This is a genomic window from Rurimicrobium arvi (assembly GCF_039540495.1).
In the GTDB taxonomy this organism is placed as follows: domain Bacteria; phylum Bacteroidota; class Bacteroidia; order Chitinophagales; family Chitinophagaceae; genus Rurimicrobium; species Rurimicrobium arvi.
In genome coordinates, this window is record NZ_BAABEZ010000002.1 from 264,981 (window position 1) to 288,010 (window position 23,030).

Consider the following 23,030-nt stretch of genomic DNA (forward strand, 5'->3'; position numbering starts at 1 on the left):
AGAAAATGAAATCGCAACATACACTATATATATCCGGATTCATTGCAGCCGCGCTGATGTTCAGCTCCTGCAAACCCAAGTTTGACGAAAAGTCGTCCGCGGGTTCAGCTGATTTCTCCCGCTACATTTCAGTGGGTAATTCCCTGACCGCAGGGTATGCAGACGGCGGTCTCTACCGCGCAGGACAGGAAAATTCCTATCCTTCCATGATTGCCGCCCAAATGAAATCCATAGGTGGCGGTGCCTTCAATCAGCCATTGTTCAGTACCGATCAGGCGAATGGCTCCGGCTATCTGAAACTGACAGGGTTTGATAAAAATGGCTTGCCTGTTACCGCACCTGTTACCACTGGTCTTGCAGTGCGTGGTATCGTGAATATTCCCGGATACGGTAATGTAACCACGTATACCAAATATTCGGGTGACATCGATAACTACGGCGTGCCGGGGATCAAGCTGCTGCATATCACATCCACAGCTTATGGCAACCTGAACGGCTATTTCGAACGCATGCTGCCCGGCGAGGCAGGAACCAATACCACTGCTTACCTTGATTTCGTTACGGCCAAACCGTTTACTTTTTTCAGTAACTGGCTTGGTAACAACGATGTACTCGGTTATGCCACAACAGGCGGCGCGGGCGATGTGCTTACGGACAAAGCCACATTCGCCGCTTTGTACCAGTCGCTTATCACAAAGCTCACTGCGAATGGTGCTAAAGGTGTTTGTGCGACAATTCCGGATGTGAGCGCTATTCCTTACTTCAACACAGTCACCCCGGCGCTCGTGCTGGCCACGGTACAGGCATCCAATGCTACTGTAAAGGCAATCTATATTTCGGCTAAGGTCAATGCAAATGCTTCAGACAACACGTACGCGGCGAGAGCAGCGACATCTTCCGACCACCTGATCCTTACTTTCCCCACTTCCCTCATCGGAAGTACCGTGTCCAGCCCGGTCGGAAATGTTCCCTACGGTCTTACTCCCTACGCGCCGATTGAAAATAAATACGTGCTTGATTCTTCAGAAGTGGTGATCACCCGCGACTATATCACGTCTTACAATAACACAATTGAGTCGGTGGCCGGTGCCGCAGGGCTTGCAGTAGCGGACATGAATGCGTATCTCAATAAGATTGCGGCGGGTGGTATCCTCGAAAATGGAATGTCGCTTAATGCCGCGTACATCAGTGGCGGACTTTTTTCTCTTGATGGTGTGCACCTCACACCGCGCGGCTATGCTGTAGTGGCCAATGAATTTATCAAAGCAATCAATCAAAAATACAATGCTTCCATTCCCCTGGTGAATACTTCGGCTTATGGCGGTGTAAAGTTCCCATAGTCTGATATGGAGTTGTTTTGTGACTAAATGATCCCGGTCCTGTTTTCAGGAGCCGGGATTTTTAATGCATACACCCGGTATAAATGTCCGCGGGCAATACAAACGTTCTTGCGTAACCTCGCCGGTAAAAGGCTGCAACGCTGTCCGCGCTGGTTGCCGATTCGGTAATGCCGGCAACAAGTATCATGGTGTTCGTGTCGGCAGAAGGTAAATAGTAGCTGAGGTATTCGATACTGAGTTCCGATGAAGGGAAACGGCGCGGATAATAAGTGCCCGCATATATTTCATCGTCCGACTGTTCTGATAAGATGATTTTGTGCTTCTTCGTGTCAAAATAGCGCTCCATAGTATCAATATGTGTGCGGGAAGATCTGCCGATCTGCAGCATAGCGGCATCCAGCACTGCGTAGTTGTTTCCGGAGTCGAGGATAACGAGGTAGTAGTGTGCCATCTCATCATCTGTATTTGGGGTATCGGGTATTGAAGTTACAACGATGCTGTCACGCGGGCTTGCAGGTTGCGAAGCAACCGTTTGCGCTGTTTGCGGATTGTTACATGCCAGGCAACAAATGCTGATAATTAATAAAGTGCAGATGCGGTTCATGGTCGGTTATTTTCCATGCGAAGATACTGCCGCGTTTGTTTTGTGTTACTGCAGTATGTAACGTATTGCGCCATCCGATTTTTTTTGCTACAGTGGTATAGATTTCGCTTCGGTAACCTGCTTTTCGGCCTAATATCGAAATATTAACGCCTTGCATAAAAGCGCGGCGGTAATTTTATTCTTTAATCAACAGCTTATGTACTTCAACCGTGAAATAGAAACAATGCCCCTGGATCGTCTGCGCGCGCTACAGAATGAAAGACTGCAAAGTCAGGTGCATATGATGTATCAGCAGATACCGCATTACCGCGAATTATTCCGGCAGCATAATCTGAAACCGTCCGATATCAGCGGTGTCCGGGATCTGCATAAAATTCCGTTCACGCATAAATCAGCATTGAGAGACAACTACCCGTTCGGTCTGTTTGCCAGGCAAAGAAAAGACCTGGCCAGGTTGCATTGCAGTTCGGGTACAACGGGTAAGCCCATCGTTGTCGGTTATACACAGCATGATATCGGTGTGTTTGCAGAAGTAGTGGCGCGTTCGCTTGCCGCAGCAGGTTGCCGCCCGGGTATGCTGCTGCAGAATGCCTACGGATACGGGCTTTTTACGGGTGGGCTCGGCATTCACTATGGCGCAGAGCTGCTGGGGATGACTGTATTGCCCATATCAGGTGGCGGAACCGAGAAACAACTGATGCTGATGCAGGATTTTCAGAGTGATGTGATCTGCTGTACCCCTTCTTATGCACTTACCCTGGCGGAAGAAATGAAACGCCGGAATATTGATCAGTCTGCATTAGCACTTCGTTTTGCGGTACTTGGCGCCGAACCCTGGACCGAAAGTGTACGTTCTGAGATCGAGCGCAAGCTGCAGGTGAATGCCACCAACATCTATGGATTGAGTGAGATTATCGGACCGGGCGTTTCGCAGGAGGATTATGAGGAGAAAGGTACCGGAAGCTACATATGGGAAGACCATTTTTATCCCGAAATCGTCGACAAAGATACGGGCGATCCTTTGCCCTACGGGGAGCAGGGTGTGCTGGTGTTTACCACACTTACAAAAGAAGCTTCTCCGGTATTGCGTTATTACACGAATGATATTGCCTCCGTTTATTACGACAAGAGCGCCAAACGCACACATATCAAGATGTCGCCGATTGCAGGCCGTGCAGATGATATGCTTATCATCCGCGGTGTAAACCTGTTTCATACACAGGTGGAGGCTGTGATCCAGAATATACCCGAGCTCACACCTAATTATCAGCTTGTCGTATTCCGAAAAGGTGCGATGGATGAAGTGGAAGTACGTGTGGAGGTGGAATCAGCCTTGTTTGATTCGATTGCAGCAGAGCAGGACGCTCCTCTGGAGCATGACCGTTTCCTGGCGGCATTCCATCTGTTGCAGAAACGCATCAAGGATACTATAGGCCTGAGTATGCGTGTGACGTTGGAGCATCCGGGAGCAATACCGCGAAGCGAAGGCGGCAAACTCAATAGGATCGTTCACCGGCAGGCATAAGCGCTGATAACAGAGCGGATCTGATCGGTCAGCGCTTACTCTTCAGACTGTAGCTGCCTGATATCCTTGATCAGCTGCTGTACTTCCGGAGTCAGCGTCCCGTTGTAGATACCCCGTATACGACGGTTCTTATCGGTGAGGATGAAATGTTCGGTATGAAGAAACTCGGTGCTGTCCCTGGTGAATCCAAGTTCTTCCTCCGCAAAATAAGATTGTCGTGCAAGACTGTAAATAGCCGATTTGCTGCCCGTAATAAAATGCCAGAACGGTTGTGTGATGCCTTTTGCCTTCCGGTATGCACGGAGTTGCGCAGGGCTGTCAATCCAGGGAGTAACGCTGAAGGACAGGATCACAAGACTGCTGTCGTTGGCAAATGCGTCGGCCACCTTCTTCATCTGATCTGTCATTTTCGGACAAATGCTGCCGCAGGTGGTAAAGATAAAATCGGCCACCTGTATTTTCCCCTTGCTTATGTCTGCCGTAATCGGAGCGCCGTTTTCATCCGTCAGGGAAAAGTCTCCTGTTCTGTGCGTGATCTCCTTATTCACGGAATCTGCGTCATGCAGAAAATGAGGTGTGAAATCCGGGGTATTGTAATAGGGAAGCTTTTCGTTTACTGGTTCCACGGTCCGGTTATTGCAGGACCAGAGAAGCAGTAAACTGCAGCAGCACAGGCTATTTCTTAAAAATGCTGTCACCGACATTCACACAGTTTTTAGTTCCGAGCAGTCCGTAACGCCTGCCGCGGATCATTACATAATTGGATTTGATACGACCGTCTTCATAGAATAATTTCTGGCTGCCATCTTCATAGCCAAGATGGTAATGCATTTCCCTGGCCAATCTGCCTTCCGGTCCCCATTCGCGGCAGCAGCCTTCATACTCTCCGTTTTCAAAATGATATTCCAGCTTGAGTTGTCCGTTGGGCCACCAGGCAGTGTACAAGCCCGTTTTCCTACCCATAGAAAAGCTTCTTACCTCGGCAATGTGTCCATCCGGATAGAATAGTTTCCATAAACCGTCCTCCAGTCCGCTGCGGTAAGAACTGATCATCAGCGTGTCCCGGTTATTGCGGTTCAGCGTGTATAATATGCCGTTTATGGGGCGATGGTTATAACAGGCCTTGCCATTTTCCCATTGCACGTTGATGGCCGAAGCATTGATCCACGGAAGATCTGCCTGTCCGGTTTTCACAGAACAGGCAGCTATTGAAAGACTGAATGCCAGTAATATTTTACTTGCTGACCGTTCCCGGTGTGCCATAGAATCCGCTTCCGTTGATATAAGGGTCGTTTGCCGTAATGTGGTAGTGGTAAATACCCGAAGGGTAATCTGCTGTAACCGAGGTGTGGCCGTGGTATGCATCTAATGCCGTCTCCGCCACTTCGGCACCGTTTTCCTCAGGACCATAAACCGGGAATCCGTCCAGTAGGAAACCGAGCAGTGCATCCCGGCTTGCTTTTACCTGGGTGAGGTACAGAGGCTCTACGTGATAATGATAATCGCCTGCCTGAGCCGGATGTCCCCAGGATTGGTCGAAGCTGACCACTTCATTCGTGAGCGGCTTGCCGGGGCCTGCATACTGGTTGAAGAAAGGAACACCGTTCAGCGACACGCCTATAGGTCCTAATGGAGTTGCGCTGTGCGCGGCGTCTGCCTTAGGGTTCAGCGGGATTTTAAAGGTATAATTCATCGTGGCGATGGTGTTCGGGTTCTTATTGAACGTATTTCCTCCGAATGTTGTTCCGCTGAAATTTTCATAAAGCGCGTTGGATGTAGGGTAGTACACGCTTTTATGATCCGGGGTGCCGGTCGTTTTGATGTAGATATAAGTACCGTCGGAAGTGATGCTGGTAGCACCGTATATTTTTTTATAGACAGCGGGAATGCCTGAGCTGTCCGTTGGAGTAGTGTTATTCGTATTATTGCTGCCGCTGCTGGTCTTATCTTTTTTGCAGGCTGCCAGCAGACTAAGGGAACAGCCAAGGATCAGGGAAAAACGTTTCATTTTAGTTGTTTTAACAGTTTAGACGCAACGTTTACCGCAATCCCTCGCCGACCCGCCGGATTACAGTCAGGAATTTGATAATTTTGCTGTTTCAGGATTGTATGCAACTCGCGATTAAAAATATGGTGTGCGACCGGTGTATCATGGTGGTCGACCGCCTGCTTCGTTCCAAGGGATTTCCCGTGTCCGAAGTGGGATTGGGCATCGTGCAGCTGGATACAGACCATGTATTGCCGGAACAATTGCAGGATTTACGCGGAGAGCTCGAGGCTATGGGCTTCGAATTGCTGGATGAACGTAAATCGCGGATCGTGGAGCAGATCAAGGTTTTTGTAATTGAAAGTGTACATCGCGACGCTCCGGGCCAGCACCTGAAATTCAGCGACCGCCTTTCCGGAGCATTGAATGCTGATTACGGCTATCTCAGTAAGATATTTTCCGAACAGGAAGGTAATACGATTGAACAATACGTGATTGCCCAGAAAATAGAACGTGTAAAGGAATTGTTGTCCTACGGCGAACTGAATCTGAATGAGATCGCACTGGAAATGGGCTATAGCAGTACCAGTGCATTGAGTAATCAGTTTAAAAAAGTAACGGGAATGACACCCGGCGTTTTCAAATCGCAGGCCGCCGACAACCGCAGGCCGCTGGATAAGATCGGCTGACAAAATATTACAACTCTTACACCTAATTCTGCAAGGCCCTCAGCGGCATCGCTTTGTAGCTTTGCAGTATGAATCCCGTTCCTTATCGCATTATACTCGCAAATGACGTCCCGGTCGCAATATCATTGTTGCAATTGCCGGGGAAAGAGCTCACGTGGCGGCAGGATGGAGCTATATTGGAGATCCGGACAGCCGACCCGGAAACGGATATTCCGCTCCTGGTGGAACAACTGAATAAGGGCGGGGTTACGGTTGTCCAGGAGACTGCGGATTTTGGTATACTGGGGATGACCTGCACCAATTGCGCCGCCAGTGCGCGTTCCATCCTTTCTTTTATACCCGGTGTGTTGCAGGTGGATGTAAATTACGCCGGCCAGCATGTACACGTTCGTTATCTGCCCAACCTGGTCCAACCGGCGCAGATGAGAGACGCGCTGAACGATATAGGTTATCAGCTGATCATCGAAACCGGTGTTGCGGATACGACTTCGATGGATGCGCTGCAGGATGAGCATTTTCGTGCGATGAACCGCAACGTGCTGGTCGCTCTGCTGTTCGCCCTGCCGCTTTTTGTAATCGGCATGTTCCTGATGCAACTGCCTTACCGTGCCTGGTGGATGATGGCGCTCGCCACTCCGTTGGTAATATACTCAGGTCGCCGGTTTTTTATCAATGCCTGGCGGCAATTGAAATACCGCAAGGCAAATATGGACACGCTTGTTGCACTGAGTACCGGTATCGCGTACGGGTACAGCTGCATACTGTTGCTATCCGCAGCTTCGCGCGGTTTGCCGGCTCCGGAACATGCCTTGTACTTTGAGGCATCAGGAGTAGTGATCGCATTCATCCTGCTGGGCCGGCTACTCGAAGAACGCGCACGAAAAGCAACTTCTGCAGCTATCAGGAAAATGATGAGTCTGCAGCCGGATACCGTGCTCAAAGTGCAGGCAGACGGAACCACAGTTGAAGTTGCGATCAGCAGTGTATACCCCGGGGATCAGCTGGTAGTACGCCCCGGTGAGCGTATAGCGGTAGATGGCTCGGTGGTGCAGGGACATTCCGCTGTGGATGAAAGTATGATCAGCGGCGAGTCCGTGCCGGTTGAAAAGCAGACCGGTGATGCAGTGTATTCAGGAACGGTTAATAACAAAGGTAGTCTCATCTATATCGCTAAAAAAGTGGGCCGGGATACGCTGCTTGCGCGTATGATACGTGCCGTGCAGGCTGCGCAGGCCAGCAAAGCGCCTGTGGAACAGCTTACAGACAAAATAGCTGCTGTCTTTGTTCCGGTTGTGTTGCTGATCAGTCTGGTCACATTCATCGTGTGGGCTTTTATCGTACCGGGGCATTCCTGGGAAATGGCATTACATGCGGCCATCACGGTACTGGTGATCTCCTGTCCCTGTGCACTCGGCCTTGCCACTCCCACCGCCATTATAGCTGCGATGGGAAGGGGTGCGGAGCGGGGCGTGCTGCTGAAGAACGCTGAGCGTCTGGAATCACTGAAAGACATGAAAGTGCTCTTGCTGGATAAAACCGGGACAATCACGGAGGGGCATCCGGAAGTGGTTGAAGCATGGTATCATCCGCAGATGCCGGAAACCGCAATGCGCATACTGGCAGAAATGGAACGGCGTTCCGATCATCCGCTGGCCCAGGCACTCACACGCTTTCTTGGAACCCGGGAGGGCCTGGTGCCGGAATCTTTCAATTATATTCCCGGTGCCGGAGCCGAAGCGGTTTTTGACGGTCAGCAATATTTTGCCGGCAGTCGTACATTCCTGGAGCAGCGGGGTATATTCCCGGATAGATCTGCAAAAGCTGGTATTTCCGGCTGGAGCGAAATGCCTTATTCGCATGTATGGTTCGGGAGCGTTGCAACCGTTTACGGCGTATTTGCAGTTGCCGATCCGATCAAGCCTGCCGCCGGCAAGGCAATCCGGGATCTGCAACAGATGGGCGTACAGGTGATCATGCTTACGGGAGACCAACCTAATGTGGCGGCTCATATTGCCCGGGAAGCGGGGGTGGACGCGTTTCATGCGCGTATGTCGCCTGCGGATAAAGCAGCATTTGTTCGTGAGCTGCAGGCAAAGGGTGTGGTGACCGGGATGGCGGGTGATGGTATCAACGATTCCGAAGCCCTGGCTGCGGCTGATATCAGTATTGCGATGGATCGCGGTTCCGATATAGCGATGGAAGTCGCTGCCATTACACTCATCCATTCCGATCTGTCTGCAATTCCCGCCGCCATCCGTTTGTCCGGAAAAACACTCCATATCATCCGGCAAAACCTGTTCTGGGCATTTATTTACAATGTGATCGGGATTCCGCTCGCAGCAGGTGTCGGCTATCATTGGCTCGGAACCCTGTTAGACCCCATGTTTGCCGGTCTGGCTATGGCATTCAGTTCCGTATCCGTGGTGCTGAATAGTCTGCGCCTGCGTTTCGCAAAGATCTGACGCCGGATTTTGTAATTTTGAAACAGGATTATGCAATTGATATGTGACACAGGGTATGCATCTTTGCAGGAGTAATTATGAAACACGCAACATTTAAAACCAATATCAACTGTGGTTCCTGTGTAAAAGCAGTGACACCCCGCCTGCAAAAGGTGGAAGGCATCGTGCGTTGGGAGGTGGATACCGCCCGGTCCGACAAGGTGCTCAGTGTGGATATGGACGAAGACGTAACTCCCGAAATACTGGATGCTGTTCGCAAATCCGGATTCGACATTCAACAAATTGCCTGATTATGACCAGACGCCTGTTCCATTTAATGTTCGCTGTTTACTACCTGTGCCTGAGCGTAGGGGTGAATTGCAGCGCGCATTATTGCGGAGGCGAACTGGTGGATTGGTCTGTAGCCGCCGATGCCCGTCCCTGCGACGGATGCGCTTCGGTGAGCGATGCAGGAGCAGAAGAAGATTCCTGTTGTAAAGAGCAGCATCAACTGCTCAAGAAGTCGGGTGATGACCTGAAAGTACAACAGGAGGAACTGAGGCTGACTCCGTCAGATTGGGTCGCTTTGCCCGCTCAGCGTATCACCTTTTACCCTGAAGCCGCTGCATTGCGCATCAGGCACCTGGCGGCCGTTCCTGTTAACGGTCCTCCCTGGCCGGAAGACCCTCCCGTCTACATTCTTTTTGGGCATTTCAGAGTCTGATACACGTCGTCTTACTTATGGTAACCGACCGGACAATCATGTATCTCACTCAAAAAAATCAACCCAAATGAAAAAGTTAATCATAGCAATTCTGCTGTGCTTCGGCACATCCGGCGCATTCGCGCAAATTACCACCGCTAAACTTACAGCTGCCGGACTTACCTGCAGCATGTGCAGCAAATCAATTTATACAGCGCTTTCCAAAGTGAAATTTATCGCATCGGTCGATGCAGACGTGGAGAGTTCCGTATTCACTATTCATTTTAAAGAAGGTGCCGACATCAATCCCTCCAGGATCCGCAAAGCGGTGGAGGATGCCGGTTTTTCCGTTGCGGCGCTCTGGATGAATGCAAACATCCGCCAGACTGACATTCCCGCTGCGCAGGTATACCTGTCCCAGGGAGCACGGTATAATTTTGTACCGATGGGGAGTGGCGCGCAGGTAGGGGAACAATCTTTCCGTATCATCGATAAAGGTTTTGTGACTCCCGACGAAGAGGCCGAAATGAAACGACTTTCCACATCCGTTACCTTCCCGGAAGGAGGATATCACGTAAAACGCTAAACAGACAAAAGACGTTTTTATGAGATGGAACCGATGGAGCGTGGCCGGCCTGCTCCTGCTGGCAGCACCACGCGCACAGGCGCAGGAACTATTTGTGTTTTCCGAACCCGCAAGCAATATGCCCGCACATTCGCTGGGCTTGCGGGCATCCAACTGGCTGATGGACGAGCGTAATTCCGCCACGATAAATTATCACCTGATACCCGAGCTGATGTGGGGGGTGAACAAAAAGTTCATGATTCATACGGAAGCATTCCTGAGTAACCGGGATAAGGATTTCTCAGCTGAAGGTGCAGGGCTTTATGCCAAATACCGCTTCTACAGCAAAGACGAAGTGCACCGGCATTTCCGCATGGCCGTATTCGGTCGCCTGTCTTCCAACAATGGTGATATCCACCAGGAGGAAATAGAAACGAACGGGCATAATACAGGTTATGAATTGGGGGGCATTGCAACCGGCTTGCTGCATAAGCAGGCTATATCGCTCACCGTAAGCTATGAGCGGGCACTGGACAATTTTAAGGGACATGAGTTTCCTGTGTTTCAGGCCGACCGTGCCATTAATTACAGCTTGTCCACGGGTCGGCTGATATTGCCGAAACACTATAACAGTTACCGTCAGACCAATCTGAACTTAATGGTGGAAGCAATAGGCCAGTGGCATCCGCAGACCGGGAAGTCGTTTGCCGATCTGACTGCTTCGGTACAATTGATATTCAACAGCCAGACACGTCTGGACATAGCCTATAAAAAGGAATTGTACAGCAATATGCTGCGGACAGCCCCGGATGGCTGGCTGCTGCGGGTAGAGCACCTGCTGTTTAATGTGTTATAAAAGTTGAGGGCCGGCAATAAAAGCCGGCCCTTTTTTGAGTATCGCGCATCTTTTTGCGCCCTTGCGAGACGCGCATAGCCCTTCGCGCTGGCGTCGAAGCAATCTTTATTACACGCCGTGAGCTCATCGTTTTCACAGGCGCACCCCCGGCCCCTCCCGGGAGGGATTTGCTCCGTGTCGGGCATCGCCCATCTTTTCGCGTCTTTGCAATGAGCGTATAGTCTGTGTGTAGCCGCAGTCCTGATGCCGCTACACATACCGGATTCCCTACCCGCAGAGCACCCGCTACATGTGGGGTTCCATCGTCTTGTTGCATAGTACCTGTACGTTACGCACACTGCATTTGTAGTGTGTGCATTTAATTTTTTGCGTATTGCTGGAAAAACCCATCAAATGTATTGGCTTAAATATCCTCCTTGGATACGAATTTGATGAATAAGCAGGTTGATCTTAAAATATACAACAATGAAAAATTATACATCGGTATTTAACGCAGCTCAGAAGGTATGCGCGTCCTTGTTTATGCTGCCTTTTTTGCTATCTGCAAAATCCTCTTTTGCACAGCGTCCTCTTCCGGTTCTTATTTCCTCTGCCCGGGCATACCCGGGCAGCACCATTACCATTAGCGGATCGGGCTTTAATGATACTGCCGCGAACAATAAGATATGGTTTGGTTCTGTTTATACAACACCTGTTTCCGCTGCTCCCGGTAAGCTGAACGTAATCGTTCCTTTTGGCGCTTCTTATGAGCGCATCTCTGTATGGAATAAAACTTCCGGATTGTCGGGACAGTTTCCGTTTACCTATTTTACACCCACACTTGCCACGCCGTCGTCTTACGAGGGGTATACTTCCGTAGCGGAAATAGATAGCGTGAATTTTGCGGTTGGGGTGAAAACCTGTGATCTGGACGGCGACGGAAAGTTGGAAATTGTAACTGCTAATCTCGCGGGCGGAGTCGACTTCATCAGCATACTTCATAATAAAGGATTAACCGGTCCGGTAACCAACGCTTCTTTTTCGAAGCCGGTAAATTTTAACACAGGTGCAGATCCGGCAGATGTTTCCTTTGCTGATCTAAACGGCGACGGAAAGCAGGATATCGTCGCATTCAGTCTGGACAGTACCATTTCTGTTTTGCGGAATAATGCTGTTTCCGGATCTATTACTGCATCCTCTTTTGTTTCAGGAGCGAGTATTAAGGTGCCTACAGATATGAGTGCGCTGGTGCTGAGTGATATAGACGGAGATGGTATGAAAGACTTAGTGGTGGCTTACTCAAGCTCAAGCCCGCAATTGGACATATACCGTAATACCACAACTCCCGGAAGCAACACCATTTCTTTTACCCCCAGCGCTACGATACCTTTAAGTTCTATCCTTTCCAGTGACTTCTCTATGGTTACTGCCGCTGATCTGGATGGCGACGGCAAAGAAGATATAGCTGTTGCGCTGACCGCGGAAGATTCAATCGTGGTCCTGCATAATAAATCCACTCCCGGCAGCATCAGCGCTGCCTCATTCGCGGCTCCTGTGAAGTTTCCGACGGTTGCTGACGCGGGGTCTGTAATTTGTGCAGATATTGATGGGGATGGAAAGCCTGAAATGATTGTATCCTCCTGCGGTACAGATGTTGCTGTTTTGCGCAATACCGCCGTTGCCGGTATAATAAGCCCTGCGTCTTTTGCTACACCTACTACAATTTCCGTAACGGGAGGTTTCTGTAATGCGATTGCAGCAGATATGAATGGCGACGGGAAAGTGGATCTGACGTCTCTTTCAGCAGCAATGTCGGGCGATCTTGTTGTAATCTGGAATGAATGCACTCCCGGAAGCATCGCTGCATCAAATTTTGTCGTGAAGAACTGGCCTGGGACCGGTATACTTGCTAATGGTCCCGCAGTGGGAGATCTGAATAATGATGGCGTTCCGGAATGGATAACAACCGACTGTCTGAATTCCATCGTACGGGTGTACAACAGGGAGGCGCATCCCGTAAGCATACAAGAGACAACTGCACAAAGCAATGCACTCGATCAGAACACACCAAATCCATTTGTACAAAGCACGGAAATTACTTACACGCTTGAATCACAGGGAAGGGTTAAGCTCGATGTATTTGATATTGCAGGTCGAAGAGTAGCATCGCTGGTCGACGGTAATAAAGCAGCAGGTACCCATACCGTTCGGCTGGACGGTACCGCACTGCAGGCCGGTACTTATTTCTATGAGCTGCGGAAAGAAGGAAGGGTGCTTCGCCACAAGGCCATAAAGCTGTAAATCATAATGCCGCATATATTGCTTTCAGGGAAAGTTGGCACCGTACAATTGTTTTATTCGTGGGAGTGTTTTTCCGCCGGTACGCAGGTGCCGGCGTTTTTATTGCTCGCTTAGTCTCAGTCCGCCGGCCGAAAGTGCAGTTTTTATTTTGGGAATTGCGGTGGGGCCTATTCCATGAAGCGCCAGCAGCTGAGATTCGGAATAGTGGCTTAGCTGCTGCAGGGTGTGAATGCCCGCCTGCGATAAGGCCCTTGATGCCGGAGCGCTTAGTCCGGCTATAAACGTTTTTTTGTTTTTTTCTGAAGAAGCCTTTTTGCGTGCTGCTCCTTTTTTCGCTGCAGCTTTTTGCCGGTTTTCCGTTACCCGCGCCCTTGTTATCTTCTGAATGAGCGCCAACGGCAACTGTTCCGAGTGCGGGAACTGTATCGCGCCCTTTGAATAAGTATATGCCTGTAATTCTTTTTCAAAATTCCTGATGCCCGAAGCGGTGGGGTAAAAGCCGATATGATTTTTATAAGCGGCAAAATATACCAGCGGTCCTTCCAGCCGGAAAGCCGGCATGCCATAACTGATCGTTTCCGAGGCCTCCGGTGCGGCACTGCTGATGGCGTTGCGCACCTGACTGAGTCGTGTTCTGATCTCTTCCGGGAATCCGGAGATGTAGGCATCGATATTTTCAAACTGTTGCATGAATTACTTTTTGGTGTTTAAACTTGAGGTAAAGCAAAGAGTCGAATACTTTTCTTATATAAAATTTACATTTGTCTCTTAATTCTCCAAATCTATGTTGAAACGTTACTGCCTGCTTACCTTACTGCTGCTGTGTTCAGCCTTGTCTGTCACCTATGCGCAATGGCGTCCCACCGGAAATCTTACGGTCTTTTCTGAAGATGGATTGCCGTTTTACCTCATCCTGAATGGCGAGCGGTACAATGATGTGCCGCAGACCAATATCCGTGTGGAAGAGCTGCCCAATCCCTACTACAATTGTAAGATCATTTTCGCTGACAAAGCTCAGCGTGAGATATCCAAAAGTGCACTGAGCCTTGCAGATGTGGACGGCGTAATGCAGGATGTAACCTACCGTATAAAAAGGGATAATAAAGGCAGGAATGTACTGCGCTACTATTCCAACATTCCTGCACAGCAGAATATGCCGCGTCCGTCAAACTGTGCAGTTTATCGTTATGGAAGTCCCAATATACTTCTTGCCGGACCAGGCTTCACCGCAACTGCCAATGCAGGCGGAGCGCAGGTGAATGTAAGCTTTGGCGGCGCAAATTCACCGGCGGGCACCGCACCGGGTAATGGCCGCGAATGGCGCGACCGCGGGAGAGACGATGCGGGAACAGGCGGTGCGATACCTGTTCAGAACCTGAGGAACAATACGGCCGCCGGTCCCTGCCGGACTGCCATGAGCCAGAACGATTTTAATGACGCCAGAAGCTCCGTAGCCTCGAGCAGCTTTGACGATACGCGGCTCTCGACCGCAAAGCAGATCGTCAGCGCCAACTGTATGAGCGCAGCGCAGATTGCGTCGATGATATCGGTATTCAGTTTTGAATCTTCACGCCTGGATTTTGCGAAATATGCTTATCCGTTCTGTGTGGACAAGAATAATTATTATAAGATCAACAACGCTTTTACGTTTGAAAGCTCCAGGTCGGAACTCAATAATTACGTGCAAAATTTGCGGTAGCAATAACTTTCGCGATAGATTCATGCCGCTTTTGTTAAAAAGGCGGCATTTTTTTTAGCGTAATCTGCATACGCTCCTTACTAGGCACGTCTATCTTTGTGGCAGTTCAAAAAAGAAATATACGATGAAAGCAAAACTTATTACTCCGATCGGTGTAGCATTGTCACTGTTAACACTCGCCTCCTGTGTGTCTACGAAAAAATACAAGGCCATGAAGGCGGAAGCAGGCCGTCTGCGTGCAGACAGTGCCGCATTTTCCAACAGGATCCTGAGCCTGGATGGTTCCCTTAGTAAATCGCAGATGGATCAGGAACTGACCAATTCAAAATTGCAGAAGACCAATGCGGAACTCAACTCCAGCAACGAGCAGATTGCTGCGCAGCAAGCACGTCTGGCCGAATTGCAGGATCGCATTGAGCGGCAACGTGCAGCAACGGTTGCATTGCGCAAAACGATTGCAGATGCACTGGTGAACTTCAACGCAGAGCAACTCACGGTAACGACGAAAAACGGTAAAGTTTATGTGAGTATGTCGGAAAAACTGCTGTTCCCTTCCGGAAGTGCGGAAGTAAATCCTGAGGGTAAAGATGCCTTGTCGCAACTGGCAAAAGCACTAAACCAAAATACCGACATCAATATCGATGTGGAAGGTCATACGGATACAGTGCCTATTACAAAACGTTTTCCGGACAACTGGGCGCTGAGCGTGGCACGCAGTACGGAGATTACCCGTATCCTCGTGAAGGATTACGGAGTGAATCCGACCCGCATTATTGCCAGCGGCCGGAGCCAGTACCTGCCTGTAGCCGATAACTCCACTCCGGATGGCCGTGCGCGCAACCGTCGTACGGAAATCATCCTGGAACCCAAGCTCGATAAGATTATGGAGCTCGTGGAAGGCGCTTCCGGCAATTAAAAATATTGTAGCTTTCCGTTTTATAAGCTGCTATGACCACCTCGTTCCGTTTGCCGGGTATCTGTTTCGGCCTGCTGCTGTGCCTGACGCTTTATTTTGTTCCGGAAGTATCTGCCCAGAGCAAGTATGAGGATGCACGCGCTTACCTGGACAGTCGCGATTATCAACGGGCACTGGGTTTGTACAAGGAGTTGTATACCGCGCAGCCGGGTAACCCCGAAATATTCAGCGAATACCTGCTGGTACTCACCGAACTGAAGGATTATAAAACGGCCGAACAGATTGCTTCGGATGCATTAAAACGGAATCAGAACGATCCGTTGAATATGGTATTGCTGGGCAACATATATCTTGCCCAGAAGAAAGATAAGAAAGCGCTCGACTTATTTGAACGGGCGCTTTCTTACATTAACGGAGACGATGTACTCACACAGCAGATCGCCTCGGCATTCCGGAATGCGGGCAATACGGCCTGGACAATCCGCACCTATGAACGCGCGATTGAGCTGACGCAGAGTCCGGGCCTTTACAGTGCACCATTGGCCAAGCTGTACAGTCAGCAGGGTGAAACCGCCAAGGCTGTTGAAATGGTATTGCGGGGCGCTGTGAATATGCCGCATATGGGCGGGGACGAGTCTACGGAATCCGCGCTGCTTGAGATTGTCGGTTCCGATCCGGACAAACAGAAAATTGCACAGAAATCGATCATCCGCATGATCAATGCCCAGCCGGATAACTACCAGTATACCAACCTCCTGATATGGATATTTTCCCTGCAGAACAGTTGGGATCAGGCCCTGGTACAGGTGACAGCTCTGGAGAAGCGTAATTCAGAAAAGGGAAGACTGCTGCTTGAATTTGCCGCAAATGCCGCTGCACACCAGCAATACGGAGTTGCCGCCAGGGCTTATGAAGCGCTGATCGCTTATGGCCCGAATAACCCGCTTTATATATACGCACAGGAACAGATGCTGCAAATGTCCCTGTCACAGATAGAAAACGATCCTGATCCGAAACAGGAAGCGATCAAAGCGCTTTCGGCAACATTTAAAACCTATTTTGAAGCGCACCCCGAAGCTTATGCCAAACCGCTGGTGAAAGACTATGCGCGGCTGGAAGCACAATTTAACGGATCGCCTGCCTCCGGTGCGGAACTGTTGAAAAAGGCCATAGCCATGCCTGCTGCCGGAAAGGCATTTATTGCAGAGTGTAAACTGCAGCTTGGCGATTATTACATTATCACCGGGCAATTGTGGGAAGCTGCACTATTGTATGCACAGGTAGACAAAGCATTCAAGCAGGATGCGCTGGGAGAGGAAGCCCGCTTCCGCAATGCGAAGCTTTCTTATTACCAGAACGATTTTGAGCAGGCACAGGGACAATTGTCTGTGCTGAAAGCGTCTACTTCCGAATTGATTGCAAACGATGCTATGGCGCTGTCGCTACTGATTACGGAAAATGTACCTGCAGACAGCAATATGCTTCCTTTGCAGCGATTTGCCTATGCCGACCTGCTGGTGTTCCAGAATCGCGATGATGAAGCTAACCGCCTGCTGGACAGCATTACGACCGCATTTCCCAAAACCTCCCTTGCCGATGATATATTAATGCTGCGCGCACAACTGTCGCTCCGGCACCACCGCTTTGCCGAAGCGCAGGATTTCCTCAAACAGATTATTGAACGGTACGGCAAAGATGTGCTCGCAGACGACGCGATGTTCCGCATAGCCGAAATCGACCGGAAATACCTGAATAAAACAGACGATGCCCGGAGGTATTATGAACAGCTGATTATCGATTATCCCGGCAGCAGCTATGTTCAGCAGGCACGTAAAACATTGCAGGATATGGGGGCGCAGCCCTGATAACAGTGCGCTTAACGGATCAGGATGCAAAAAGTATTAACTTTATTGGGCTATGAAACCGTTGATCATACTTTTGTTAGGGAGCATCGCCCTGTGTTCCTGTACCCATCCCCCCGCTTCCTATAAGGGTGAATACCCGGATGATGTGCGGGTGATCGTGGAACAGAAATGCGCGACTGCCGGATGTCACAATGATAAAAGTTATGAGAACGCTGCAGGCCTGCGCCTGGATCGCTGGGAACATATGTTTGCCGGCGGGAATTCCGGTTCCGTAGTTATCCCTTACAATACTGCAAACAGTTCGCTGATGTATTTTATCAATACCGACAGCAGTGAAGGTCCTGTACTGCAGCCTACTATGCCTGTAAACGGCACGCCACTTACAGCAGCGGAATACCAGACCATAAAAAAATGGATAGCGGCCGGAGCCCCCGACAGGACGGGTGCTGTTCCGTTTGCATCCGATGCGGCCACACGACAGAAAGTATATATCACGCAGCAGGGTTGCGATCTGATTGCCGTGGTGGATGCACAGACGAATCTCATCATGCGGTATATCAGCATCGGCGTTTCCAATGCTATTGAAACGCCGCATTGTGTGCGGTTTACTCCCGACGGCAAATACGCTTACGTCAGCTTTACCTCCGGCGGATACCTCCAGAAAATCGATGCGACTACCGATCAGGTGGTCGATCAGATGTACCTGGGTGATGGTTCCTGGAATCTTTTTCATATCGCTCCGTCCGGTAAAGAACTGCTGATCACAGACTATGAGGGAGGAAAGATCGAACTGATCGACCTGGAGAAGATGAGCATCGAAATGACGTATGAAGACTTCCAGAATCCGCACGGAATCGAGTGCAATGCTGCATTCGATACATTTTACGTTACGGCCCAGTTCGGTAATACCGTCTACCGGCTTACACGTTCCGGCAGGGTGAAGGAGCTGAGCATCGATGGTAATGATCCGAATCATAAGGCCGATACTTATAATCCGCATGAGATCATGATGACACCCGACCGGTCCAGATACTTCCTTACCTGTCAGACCTCTAATGAAGTGCGGGTCATGGACACCAAAACAGGTGCGTTGCTGAAAGTGATTCCCGTAGGTACATTCCCCCAGGAGATAGCGCTCAGTCACAGCAAACCGTATATGATCATCAGCTGCCAGGAAGATATTACACCGGAATACCCGGGATACAAGGGTTCGGTATATGTTATCGACTACAATACCATGGAAGTGGTGAAGCGTATTCCAGGGCCTTTTTACCAGATACATGGCGTATCGGTTGACGATAAAAGCGGTAAGATATTCATTGCGAGCCGTAATGTGTCTTCCACGGGGCCAGCTCCACACCATACCTCACAGTGTGGCGGAAGAAACGGCTATTACAGTGTGTATGATCTGAACACTTTCCAACCGGTGACGACGAAACGATACGAGGCTGCGGTGGATCCTTATTCCTCAGATATCCGCTTTAAGGATTAAACGATGGCAAAGAAGGCGCTTTTTTATCCTACGTATAAGAATATCGGTCACGTTGTGCTGAGCATAATTATGCTGGCGATGTCCGTAGTGGATGCACCCACTCCGAGGCCGGCCGACATTATGTTCACGGATAATCCCTTTTTCCCGACGGATTTCATACTGCACGCGCTTTGCGTGGGATTTGGTTTTCTGAATTACACAGTATTGATTCCTAAAGTACTGTACCGGAGGAACTGGATTTTTTATGGTTTGCTGGTATTCGCTATTTTTCTTGCATTCTGCACTGTGCCCGAACTGCTTTCAGGCACCTCTTTTTTCCCTTTCCTTTATCTGGAAGATGATGTGAATATCCATTCGGTCATTCAGATCCGCCATATTTTTTTCCTGTTTTTCTGCGTATTGCTATATACGCTTACCACGCGTATCGAGGAGCGCAGGCATCTGATACAGCAGGAGCTCGATCAGGCAGAACTGAAATTTCTGCGTGCGCAGATCAACCCACATTTCCTTTTTAATACGCTCAACAGTATTTATGCGCTGCAGCAGGTGAACACTGAAAGTGCAGGGGAGTCCATCATCAGTCTGTCCAATATTATGCGATACATTATTGATGTATCGGAAGAGCAGAAGGTATCGTTGCTGCAGGAAGTGGGCTATGTTGATGATTTCATAACCCTGCAACGCAACCGTTTCGGTAAAACAGCTGATATCCGGTATTACCGGGATATCGAACAGTCGCAGTTGATGATTCCCCCTCTATTGCTGGTGCCTTTTGTGGAAAATGCATTTAAGTACGGTATTCACCCGGATCATCCTTCCATTATTGAAGTGGCATTAACGCAGAAGCAGAACACGCTGCTGCTGCAGGTATCAAACAGGGATTTTCGCGGTATGAACAAAAACGTACCTGGGATGGGGCTTGGAGTGGAGAATACACGTAAACGCTTGAAGCATTTTTTTGGCGATAGTTATAAGCTTGATATCACACATGCAGACGGGAATTATGTTGTTCATCTGCTGATCGCATTTAAATAGACGATATGTGTCGTTTGTCCTGATAAAATGGTCGTTTATCCCAATTTTTACGTTACGGCGCCGCAGATTTTTTAATTTGCTGTTGAATCCTATAACCACTTTAAAGTACTGCCATGAACACCCTTCCAAAAATTACAGCCATTGCGCTGGATGATGAACCGCCAGGATTACAACTGCTTGAGACGTATTGTGACAAATCCGGTCTTATTCAGTTGCAGAAGACCTTTACATCCGCATCGGAGATGCTCCGGTACGTGAATGCATTTCCCGTTGATGTGGTTTTCCTGGATATCCAGATGCCTGAAATATTAGGCACCGAGCTGTGTAAGAAGCTTCCGCCTGAGGTCATGGTGGTGTTCACCACTGCCTACAGCAATTATGCGGTCGAAGGTTTTGAGCTCAATGTAGTCGACTTTCTGTTGAAACCTTTTTCTATTACCAGATTCCGTCAGACGGAAGAAAAGATAAAGCAGCATTACCAGTTCCTGCATCAGCGTGGTAACACGGGATCGCCCATACTGTATCTGCGTGCCGATTACAGCCTCGTCAAAGTCCCGGTGAATGAGATATTATATATTGAAGGGCTGGAAGATTATATCAAGATCAAACTGGAGAACAGCGCTCCGGTGATCGTGCGTCTGACTATGAAAGAAATCATGTCCCGGCTTCCGGAGTCGCAGTTCGTACGCATACACCGTTCTTACATTGTGCGGCTGGATAAATGCGAGCGGCTGCGCAATGGAAAGATCATTATAGATAATACCGAGCTGAGTATCGGAAGAGTGTACCGCCAGGAAGTAAAAGAGGTGTTTGGACGCCTTGATAGTCTAAATGCCTGATAATTAATATACGATCAACTACCTTAAAACTGCACTGAAAAGTGCGGTTTTTTTGTATTTGGATGTTCGTCGCAGAAATGTGTTTAGTAATCGCAAATATGAATTTGGTATTAAGTATTCGATAAAATTTGTAGGTGACTTCATCCGCATTTCAGAAAAGCATGCGCTGAAGTTTTGTTCATCCAAACCACAATTTTTATGCAAAAGACCTTTACCAAAAACGCGGCAAGCTTGACGGCACCTCCCGGATCTTTCTTCCGGCGCCTGTCAGGATTTTTGTTGCTGATGCTGGGTTTACTGTTTGCCAATACCTCTGGCGCCCAGATCCTGATGAGCACAGGTTCTTCCACGACCTGTTCGGACAATTTCTATGACAGCGGCGGCTCCACTGGGAGCTACAGCAGCAGTGAGAATTCCACACGCACGATCTATCCGTCCACCGCGGGCGGTAAGGTGATCGTTACTTTCTCGAGCTTTAATATCGAGAGCGGTTGGGATTACCTGTACATCTACAATGGTAACAGTACCGCCGCTCCATTGCTCGGAACGTATACCGGCTCTTCGCTGCCGCCTTCTTTCACCTCCACCGCGGCAGACGGAAGTCTTACGTTTAAGTTCACTTCTGATGCATCGGTTACTTACGCAGGCTGGGCTGCAACCCTGAGCTGTTATATTCCACTGCCTTGTTCCGGTACCATCACGGCCGGTACTGCGGTTGCGTCAGCAACCACATTGTGCGCGGGTCAGTCTACAACTTTATCGCTGAGCGGTGCCTCCGGCGGAACAGGACTTACCTATCAATGGGATACTTCCAGTACCGGTGCTGCCGGTACCTTCGTTGCTTATACCGGTGCCACTTCCGCAAGCTGGACGTACGCCCCCCCTGTCGGACGAACGCTTTATTACCGTTGTAATGTTACGTGTACCCCTACTGGTGGTACTGCAACCTCCACTACCGTGGCGGTGACTGTTTCGAGTCCGCTGCTGCCCCCTTACACCGAGACGTTTGAAGGCGTAACTGCAGGTAACAATCCTACCTGTGCGGCAGCTTATCCTTTGTTCAGCACCGGGGTGACCACCTATTATGCTTATTATTCCGGAGGCTATGCCGATTACTGGAAAGTGATCAGCTCCACTTACGATCCTTATGCCGGTTCCAACCATACTCCGGGCGGAGCCAACTTCCTTGTTGCAGGTTATAACGTTTATTATACAGGCTCTTATTCCGGGCAGTCAGGTTACTGGTTCACACCGGGCCTGTACTTGGAGGCCGGTAAAACGTACCGTTTCTCTTACTGGTACCGCGTAGCCGGGTATATTTCTTCTTATTATTCTTCCACCGGTGTTCGCTTCGGTATGTATTATGGTAACTCGCAGACACCGACAGGGCTGACTGCGATCAAGCCTGATATCGTAAAAGCCAACAATTCGTACGAGCAGAGTGTGGGCGACTTCTCCGTTACTACAACCGGCATTTACTTCCTGGCGGCTAAAGCAGATAACCTTTCTTACGCTTATTACGGCGGTGGTATGTTCGATGACTTTAACCTGATCGAACTGCCTGCGTGTAGCACTGCCACTGCTTCCACTTTCGGAAGCGGCGGTAAGGCTTCAGCCACTCCTTATGTTGCGTGTTCTGTTCCGGCAAGCACTGTGTTGTCTCTGACCAGCACTCCTCCGTTCTCCGGTCTGACCTATGCATGGGATACCGCTTACGGAACGCCAACAGCGTTCGGAACAAAATCCGGAGCAACGACGGTTCCATACACCTACACGATCAACACTTCGGGCAACTATTATTTCCGTGCAAAAGTTACCTGTGCGGCAAGCGGTCTGACTACTTATTCCGATACGGTGAATGTATCCACCGCACCGATCACGCCTCCTTATATGGAGACATTCGAGAAAGGAACGGTGGGCACAAACGTTCCATGTGCGGGTAGCACTTACTGGGGCAGTTCTCCTTATTATTTCAACCTGGCGGGTTCTCCTTATGATCCAACCTATGCACCGGGTATCAGAAACCACACTACAGGTGGCTCCAAATACCTGCATGCGGGTTACTACCTGGGTTATGCTTTAGGTTCTGCACATTACTGGTTCACTCCTGGTCTGGCACTGACCGCAGGTAAGGCATATAATGTTTCTTACTGGTACAGTAACAGTGGCTATTATCCTTCTTCTTATGCAACCT

Annotated in this window: 21 protein-coding genes; 16 read left to right on the forward strand and 5 right to left on the reverse strand. The window is 49.6% G+C overall.

Annotated features, from left to right (window positions below):
* Positions 1–5 precede the first annotated feature (5 nt).
* Positions 6–1,340 carry an SGNH/GDSL hydrolase family protein gene (locus ABD846_RS02755; RefSeq protein ID WP_344822425.1) on the forward strand — a complete coding sequence of 445 codons (1,335 nt, stop codon included), beginning with the start codon at positions 6–8 and terminating at the stop codon, positions 1,338–1,340.
* Positions 1,341–1,401: 61 nt separating this feature from the next.
* Here the strand turns inward: ABD846_RS02755 and ABD846_RS02760 are convergent, their stop codons facing one another.
* Positions 1,402–1,944: a hypothetical protein gene (locus ABD846_RS02760; protein ID WP_344822427.1), complete on the reverse strand. Its 543-nt coding sequence runs from the start codon at positions 1,942–1,944 to the stop codon at positions 1,402–1,404.
* Positions 1,945–2,140: 196 nt separating this feature from the next.
* On the opposite strand from ABD846_RS02760, the gene ABD846_RS02765 reads away from it, so the two are divergent.
* The gene (locus ABD846_RS02765; RefSeq protein ID WP_344822429.1) at positions 2,141–3,469 is read left to right on the forward strand and encodes a phenylacetate--CoA ligase family protein; all 1,329 of its coding nucleotides are present in this window, start codon (positions 2,141–2,143) and stop codon (positions 3,467–3,469) included.
* Between the two features lie 35 nt (positions 3,470–3,504).
* On the opposite strand, the gene ABD846_RS02770 is transcribed toward ABD846_RS02765, so the two are convergent.
* The 3 genes from ABD846_RS02770 to ABD846_RS02780 are packed head-to-tail and all read right to left on the reverse strand — an operon-like array spanning position 3,505 to position 5,477.
* Positions 3,505–4,095, reverse strand: coding sequence for an SCO family protein (locus ABD846_RS02770; protein ID WP_344822431.1), 591 nt, complete (start codon positions 4,093–4,095; stop codon positions 3,505–3,507).
* A gap of 49 nt (positions 4,096–4,144) precedes the next feature.
* Positions 4,145–4,732 (reverse strand): toxin-antitoxin system YwqK family antitoxin, encoded by a 588-nt coding sequence (locus ABD846_RS02775; protein ID WP_344822433.1) that lies wholly within the window; start codon positions 4,730–4,732, stop codon positions 4,145–4,147.
* Positions 4,704–5,477, reverse strand: coding sequence for a YHYH protein (locus ABD846_RS02780; protein WP_344822435.1), 774 nt, complete (start codon positions 5,475–5,477; stop codon positions 4,704–4,706). Before ABD846_RS02780 ends, ABD846_RS02775 begins: the two co-directional genes overlap by 29 nt.
* Before the next feature lie 101 nt (positions 5,478–5,578).
* On the opposite strand from ABD846_RS02780, the gene ABD846_RS02785 reads away from it, so the two are divergent.
* From ABD846_RS02785 to ABD846_RS02815, 7 genes are all read left to right on the forward strand, one after another.
* Entirely contained in the window at positions 5,579–6,145 is a 567-nt protein-coding gene (locus ABD846_RS02785) for a helix-turn-helix domain-containing protein (RefSeq protein WP_344822437.1), read from the forward strand.
* A gap of 68 nt (positions 6,146–6,213) precedes the next feature.
* A complete protein-coding gene (locus ABD846_RS02790; protein WP_344822439.1) occupies positions 6,214–8,607 on the forward strand; it encodes a heavy metal translocating P-type ATPase in 2,394 nt (797 codons plus the stop codon).
* 77 nt (positions 8,608–8,684) lie between these two features.
* Positions 8,685–8,897, forward strand: a complete 213-nt coding sequence (locus tag ABD846_RS02795; RefSeq protein WP_344822441.1) for a heavy-metal-associated domain-containing protein — start codon at positions 8,685–8,687, stop codon at positions 8,895–8,897.
* A gap of 2 nt (positions 8,898–8,899) precedes the next feature.
* Positions 8,900–9,310 carry an HYC_CC_PP family protein gene (locus ABD846_RS02800; protein ID WP_344822444.1) on the forward strand — a complete coding sequence of 137 codons (411 nt, stop codon included), beginning with the start codon at positions 8,900–8,902 and terminating at the stop codon, positions 9,308–9,310.
* A 67-nt stretch (positions 9,311–9,377) separates the two neighbouring features.
* A complete protein-coding gene (locus tag ABD846_RS02805; RefSeq protein WP_344822446.1) occupies positions 9,378–9,875 on the forward strand; it encodes a heavy-metal-associated domain-containing protein in 498 nt (165 codons plus the stop codon).
* A 19-nt stretch (positions 9,876–9,894) separates the two neighbouring features.
* Positions 9,895–10,710 (forward strand): hypothetical protein, encoded by an 816-nt coding sequence (locus ABD846_RS02810; RefSeq protein ID WP_344822448.1) that lies wholly within the window; start codon positions 9,895–9,897, stop codon positions 10,708–10,710.
* Between the two features lie 465 nt (positions 10,711–11,175).
* Positions 11,176–12,990, forward strand: a complete 1,815-nt coding sequence (locus ABD846_RS02815; protein WP_344822450.1) for an FG-GAP-like repeat-containing protein — start codon at positions 11,176–11,178, stop codon at positions 12,988–12,990.
* Between the two features lie 99 nt (positions 12,991–13,089).
* On the opposite strand, the gene ABD846_RS02820 is transcribed toward ABD846_RS02815, so the two are convergent.
* A complete protein-coding gene (locus tag ABD846_RS02820) occupies positions 13,090–13,680 on the reverse strand; it encodes a DUF1801 domain-containing protein (protein ID WP_344822452.1) in 591 nt (196 codons plus the stop codon).
* A gap of 94 nt (positions 13,681–13,774) precedes the next feature.
* Between ABD846_RS02820 and ABD846_RS02825 the strand changes: the two genes are divergently transcribed.
* From ABD846_RS02825 to ABD846_RS02855, 7 genes are all read left to right on the forward strand, one after another.
* Positions 13,775–14,689: a proline and serine-rich protein 1 family protein gene (locus ABD846_RS02825; RefSeq protein ID WP_344822454.1), complete on the forward strand. Its 915-nt coding sequence runs from the start codon at positions 13,775–13,777 to the stop codon at positions 14,687–14,689.
* A gap of 124 nt (positions 14,690–14,813) precedes the next feature.
* Entirely contained in the window at positions 14,814–15,605 is a 792-nt protein-coding gene (locus ABD846_RS02830) for an OmpA family protein (RefSeq protein WP_344822456.1), read from the forward strand.
* A 32-nt stretch (positions 15,606–15,637) separates the two neighbouring features.
* Positions 15,638–17,470, forward strand: a complete 1,833-nt coding sequence (locus ABD846_RS02835) for a tetratricopeptide repeat protein (RefSeq protein WP_344822459.1) — start codon at positions 15,638–15,640, stop codon at positions 17,468–17,470.
* A 52-nt stretch (positions 17,471–17,522) separates the two neighbouring features.
* Positions 17,523–18,962 carry a c-type cytochrome domain-containing protein gene (locus ABD846_RS02840; RefSeq protein ID WP_344822461.1) on the forward strand — a complete coding sequence of 480 codons (1,440 nt, stop codon included), beginning with the start codon at positions 17,523–17,525 and terminating at the stop codon, positions 18,960–18,962.
* Positions 18,963–18,965: 3 nt separating this feature from the next.
* On the forward strand, positions 18,966–19,997 hold the full coding sequence (locus ABD846_RS02845) for a sensor histidine kinase (protein WP_344822463.1): 1,032 nt from the start codon (positions 18,966–18,968) through the stop codon (positions 19,995–19,997).
* A gap of 113 nt (positions 19,998–20,110) precedes the next feature.
* Positions 20,111–20,836, forward strand: a complete 726-nt coding sequence (locus ABD846_RS02850) for a LytR/AlgR family response regulator transcription factor (RefSeq protein WP_344822465.1) — start codon at positions 20,111–20,113, stop codon at positions 20,834–20,836.
* 198 nt (positions 20,837–21,034) lie between these two features.
* A partial coding sequence (locus tag ABD846_RS02855; protein WP_344822467.1) for a CUB domain-containing protein occupies positions 21,035–23,030 on the forward strand: 1,996 nt, incomplete at its 3' end.

Excerpts from the sequence above, each read along its gene's own strand:
- ABD846_RS02755 (WP_344822425.1), top strand. The coding sequence starts at position 6 with ATGAAATCGCAACATACACTATATATATCCGGATTCATTGCAGCCGCG.
- ABD846_RS02760 (WP_344822427.1), bottom strand. The coding sequence starts at position 1,944 with ATGAACCGCATCTGCACTTTATTAATTATCAGCATTTGTTGCCTGGCA.
- ABD846_RS02765 (WP_344822429.1), top strand. The coding sequence starts at position 2,141 with ATGTACTTCAACCGTGAAATAGAAACAATGCCCCTGGATCGTCTGCGC.
- ABD846_RS02775 (WP_344822433.1), bottom strand. The coding sequence starts at position 4,732 with ATGGCACACCGGGAACGGTCAGCAAGTAAAATATTACTGGCATTCAGT.
- ABD846_RS02780 (WP_344822435.1), bottom strand. The coding sequence starts at position 5,477 with ATGAAACGTTTTTCCCTGATCCTTGGCTGTTCCCTTAGTCTGCTGGCA.
- ABD846_RS02785 (WP_344822437.1), top strand. The coding sequence starts at position 5,579 with ATGCAACTCGCGATTAAAAATATGGTGTGCGACCGGTGTATCATGGTG.
- ABD846_RS02790 (WP_344822439.1), top strand. The coding sequence starts at position 6,214 with ATGAATCCCGTTCCTTATCGCATTATACTCGCAAATGACGTCCCGGTC.
- ABD846_RS02795 (WP_344822441.1), top strand. The coding sequence starts at position 8,685 with ATGAAACACGCAACATTTAAAACCAATATCAACTGTGGTTCCTGTGTA.
- ABD846_RS02800 (WP_344822444.1), top strand. The coding sequence starts at position 8,900 with ATGACCAGACGCCTGTTCCATTTAATGTTCGCTGTTTACTACCTGTGC.
- ABD846_RS02805 (WP_344822446.1), top strand. The coding sequence starts at position 9,378 with ATGAAAAAGTTAATCATAGCAATTCTGCTGTGCTTCGGCACATCCGGC.
- ABD846_RS02810 (WP_344822448.1), top strand. The coding sequence starts at position 9,895 with ATGAGATGGAACCGATGGAGCGTGGCCGGCCTGCTCCTGCTGGCAGCA.
- ABD846_RS02815 (WP_344822450.1), top strand. The coding sequence starts at position 11,176 with ATGAAAAATTATACATCGGTATTTAACGCAGCTCAGAAGGTATGCGCG.
- ABD846_RS02820 (WP_344822452.1), bottom strand. The coding sequence starts at position 13,680 with ATGCAACAGTTTGAAAATATCGATGCCTACATCTCCGGATTCCCGGAA.
- ABD846_RS02825 (WP_344822454.1), top strand. The coding sequence starts at position 13,775 with ATGTTGAAACGTTACTGCCTGCTTACCTTACTGCTGCTGTGTTCAGCC.
- ABD846_RS02830 (WP_344822456.1), top strand. The coding sequence starts at position 14,814 with ATGAAAGCAAAACTTATTACTCCGATCGGTGTAGCATTGTCACTGTTA.
- ABD846_RS02835 (WP_344822459.1), top strand. The coding sequence starts at position 15,638 with ATGACCACCTCGTTCCGTTTGCCGGGTATCTGTTTCGGCCTGCTGCTG.
- ABD846_RS02840 (WP_344822461.1), top strand. The coding sequence starts at position 17,523 with ATGAAACCGTTGATCATACTTTTGTTAGGGAGCATCGCCCTGTGTTCC.
- ABD846_RS02845 (WP_344822463.1), top strand. The coding sequence starts at position 18,966 with ATGGCAAAGAAGGCGCTTTTTTATCCTACGTATAAGAATATCGGTCAC.
- ABD846_RS02850 (WP_344822465.1), top strand. The coding sequence starts at position 20,111 with ATGAACACCCTTCCAAAAATTACAGCCATTGCGCTGGATGATGAACCG.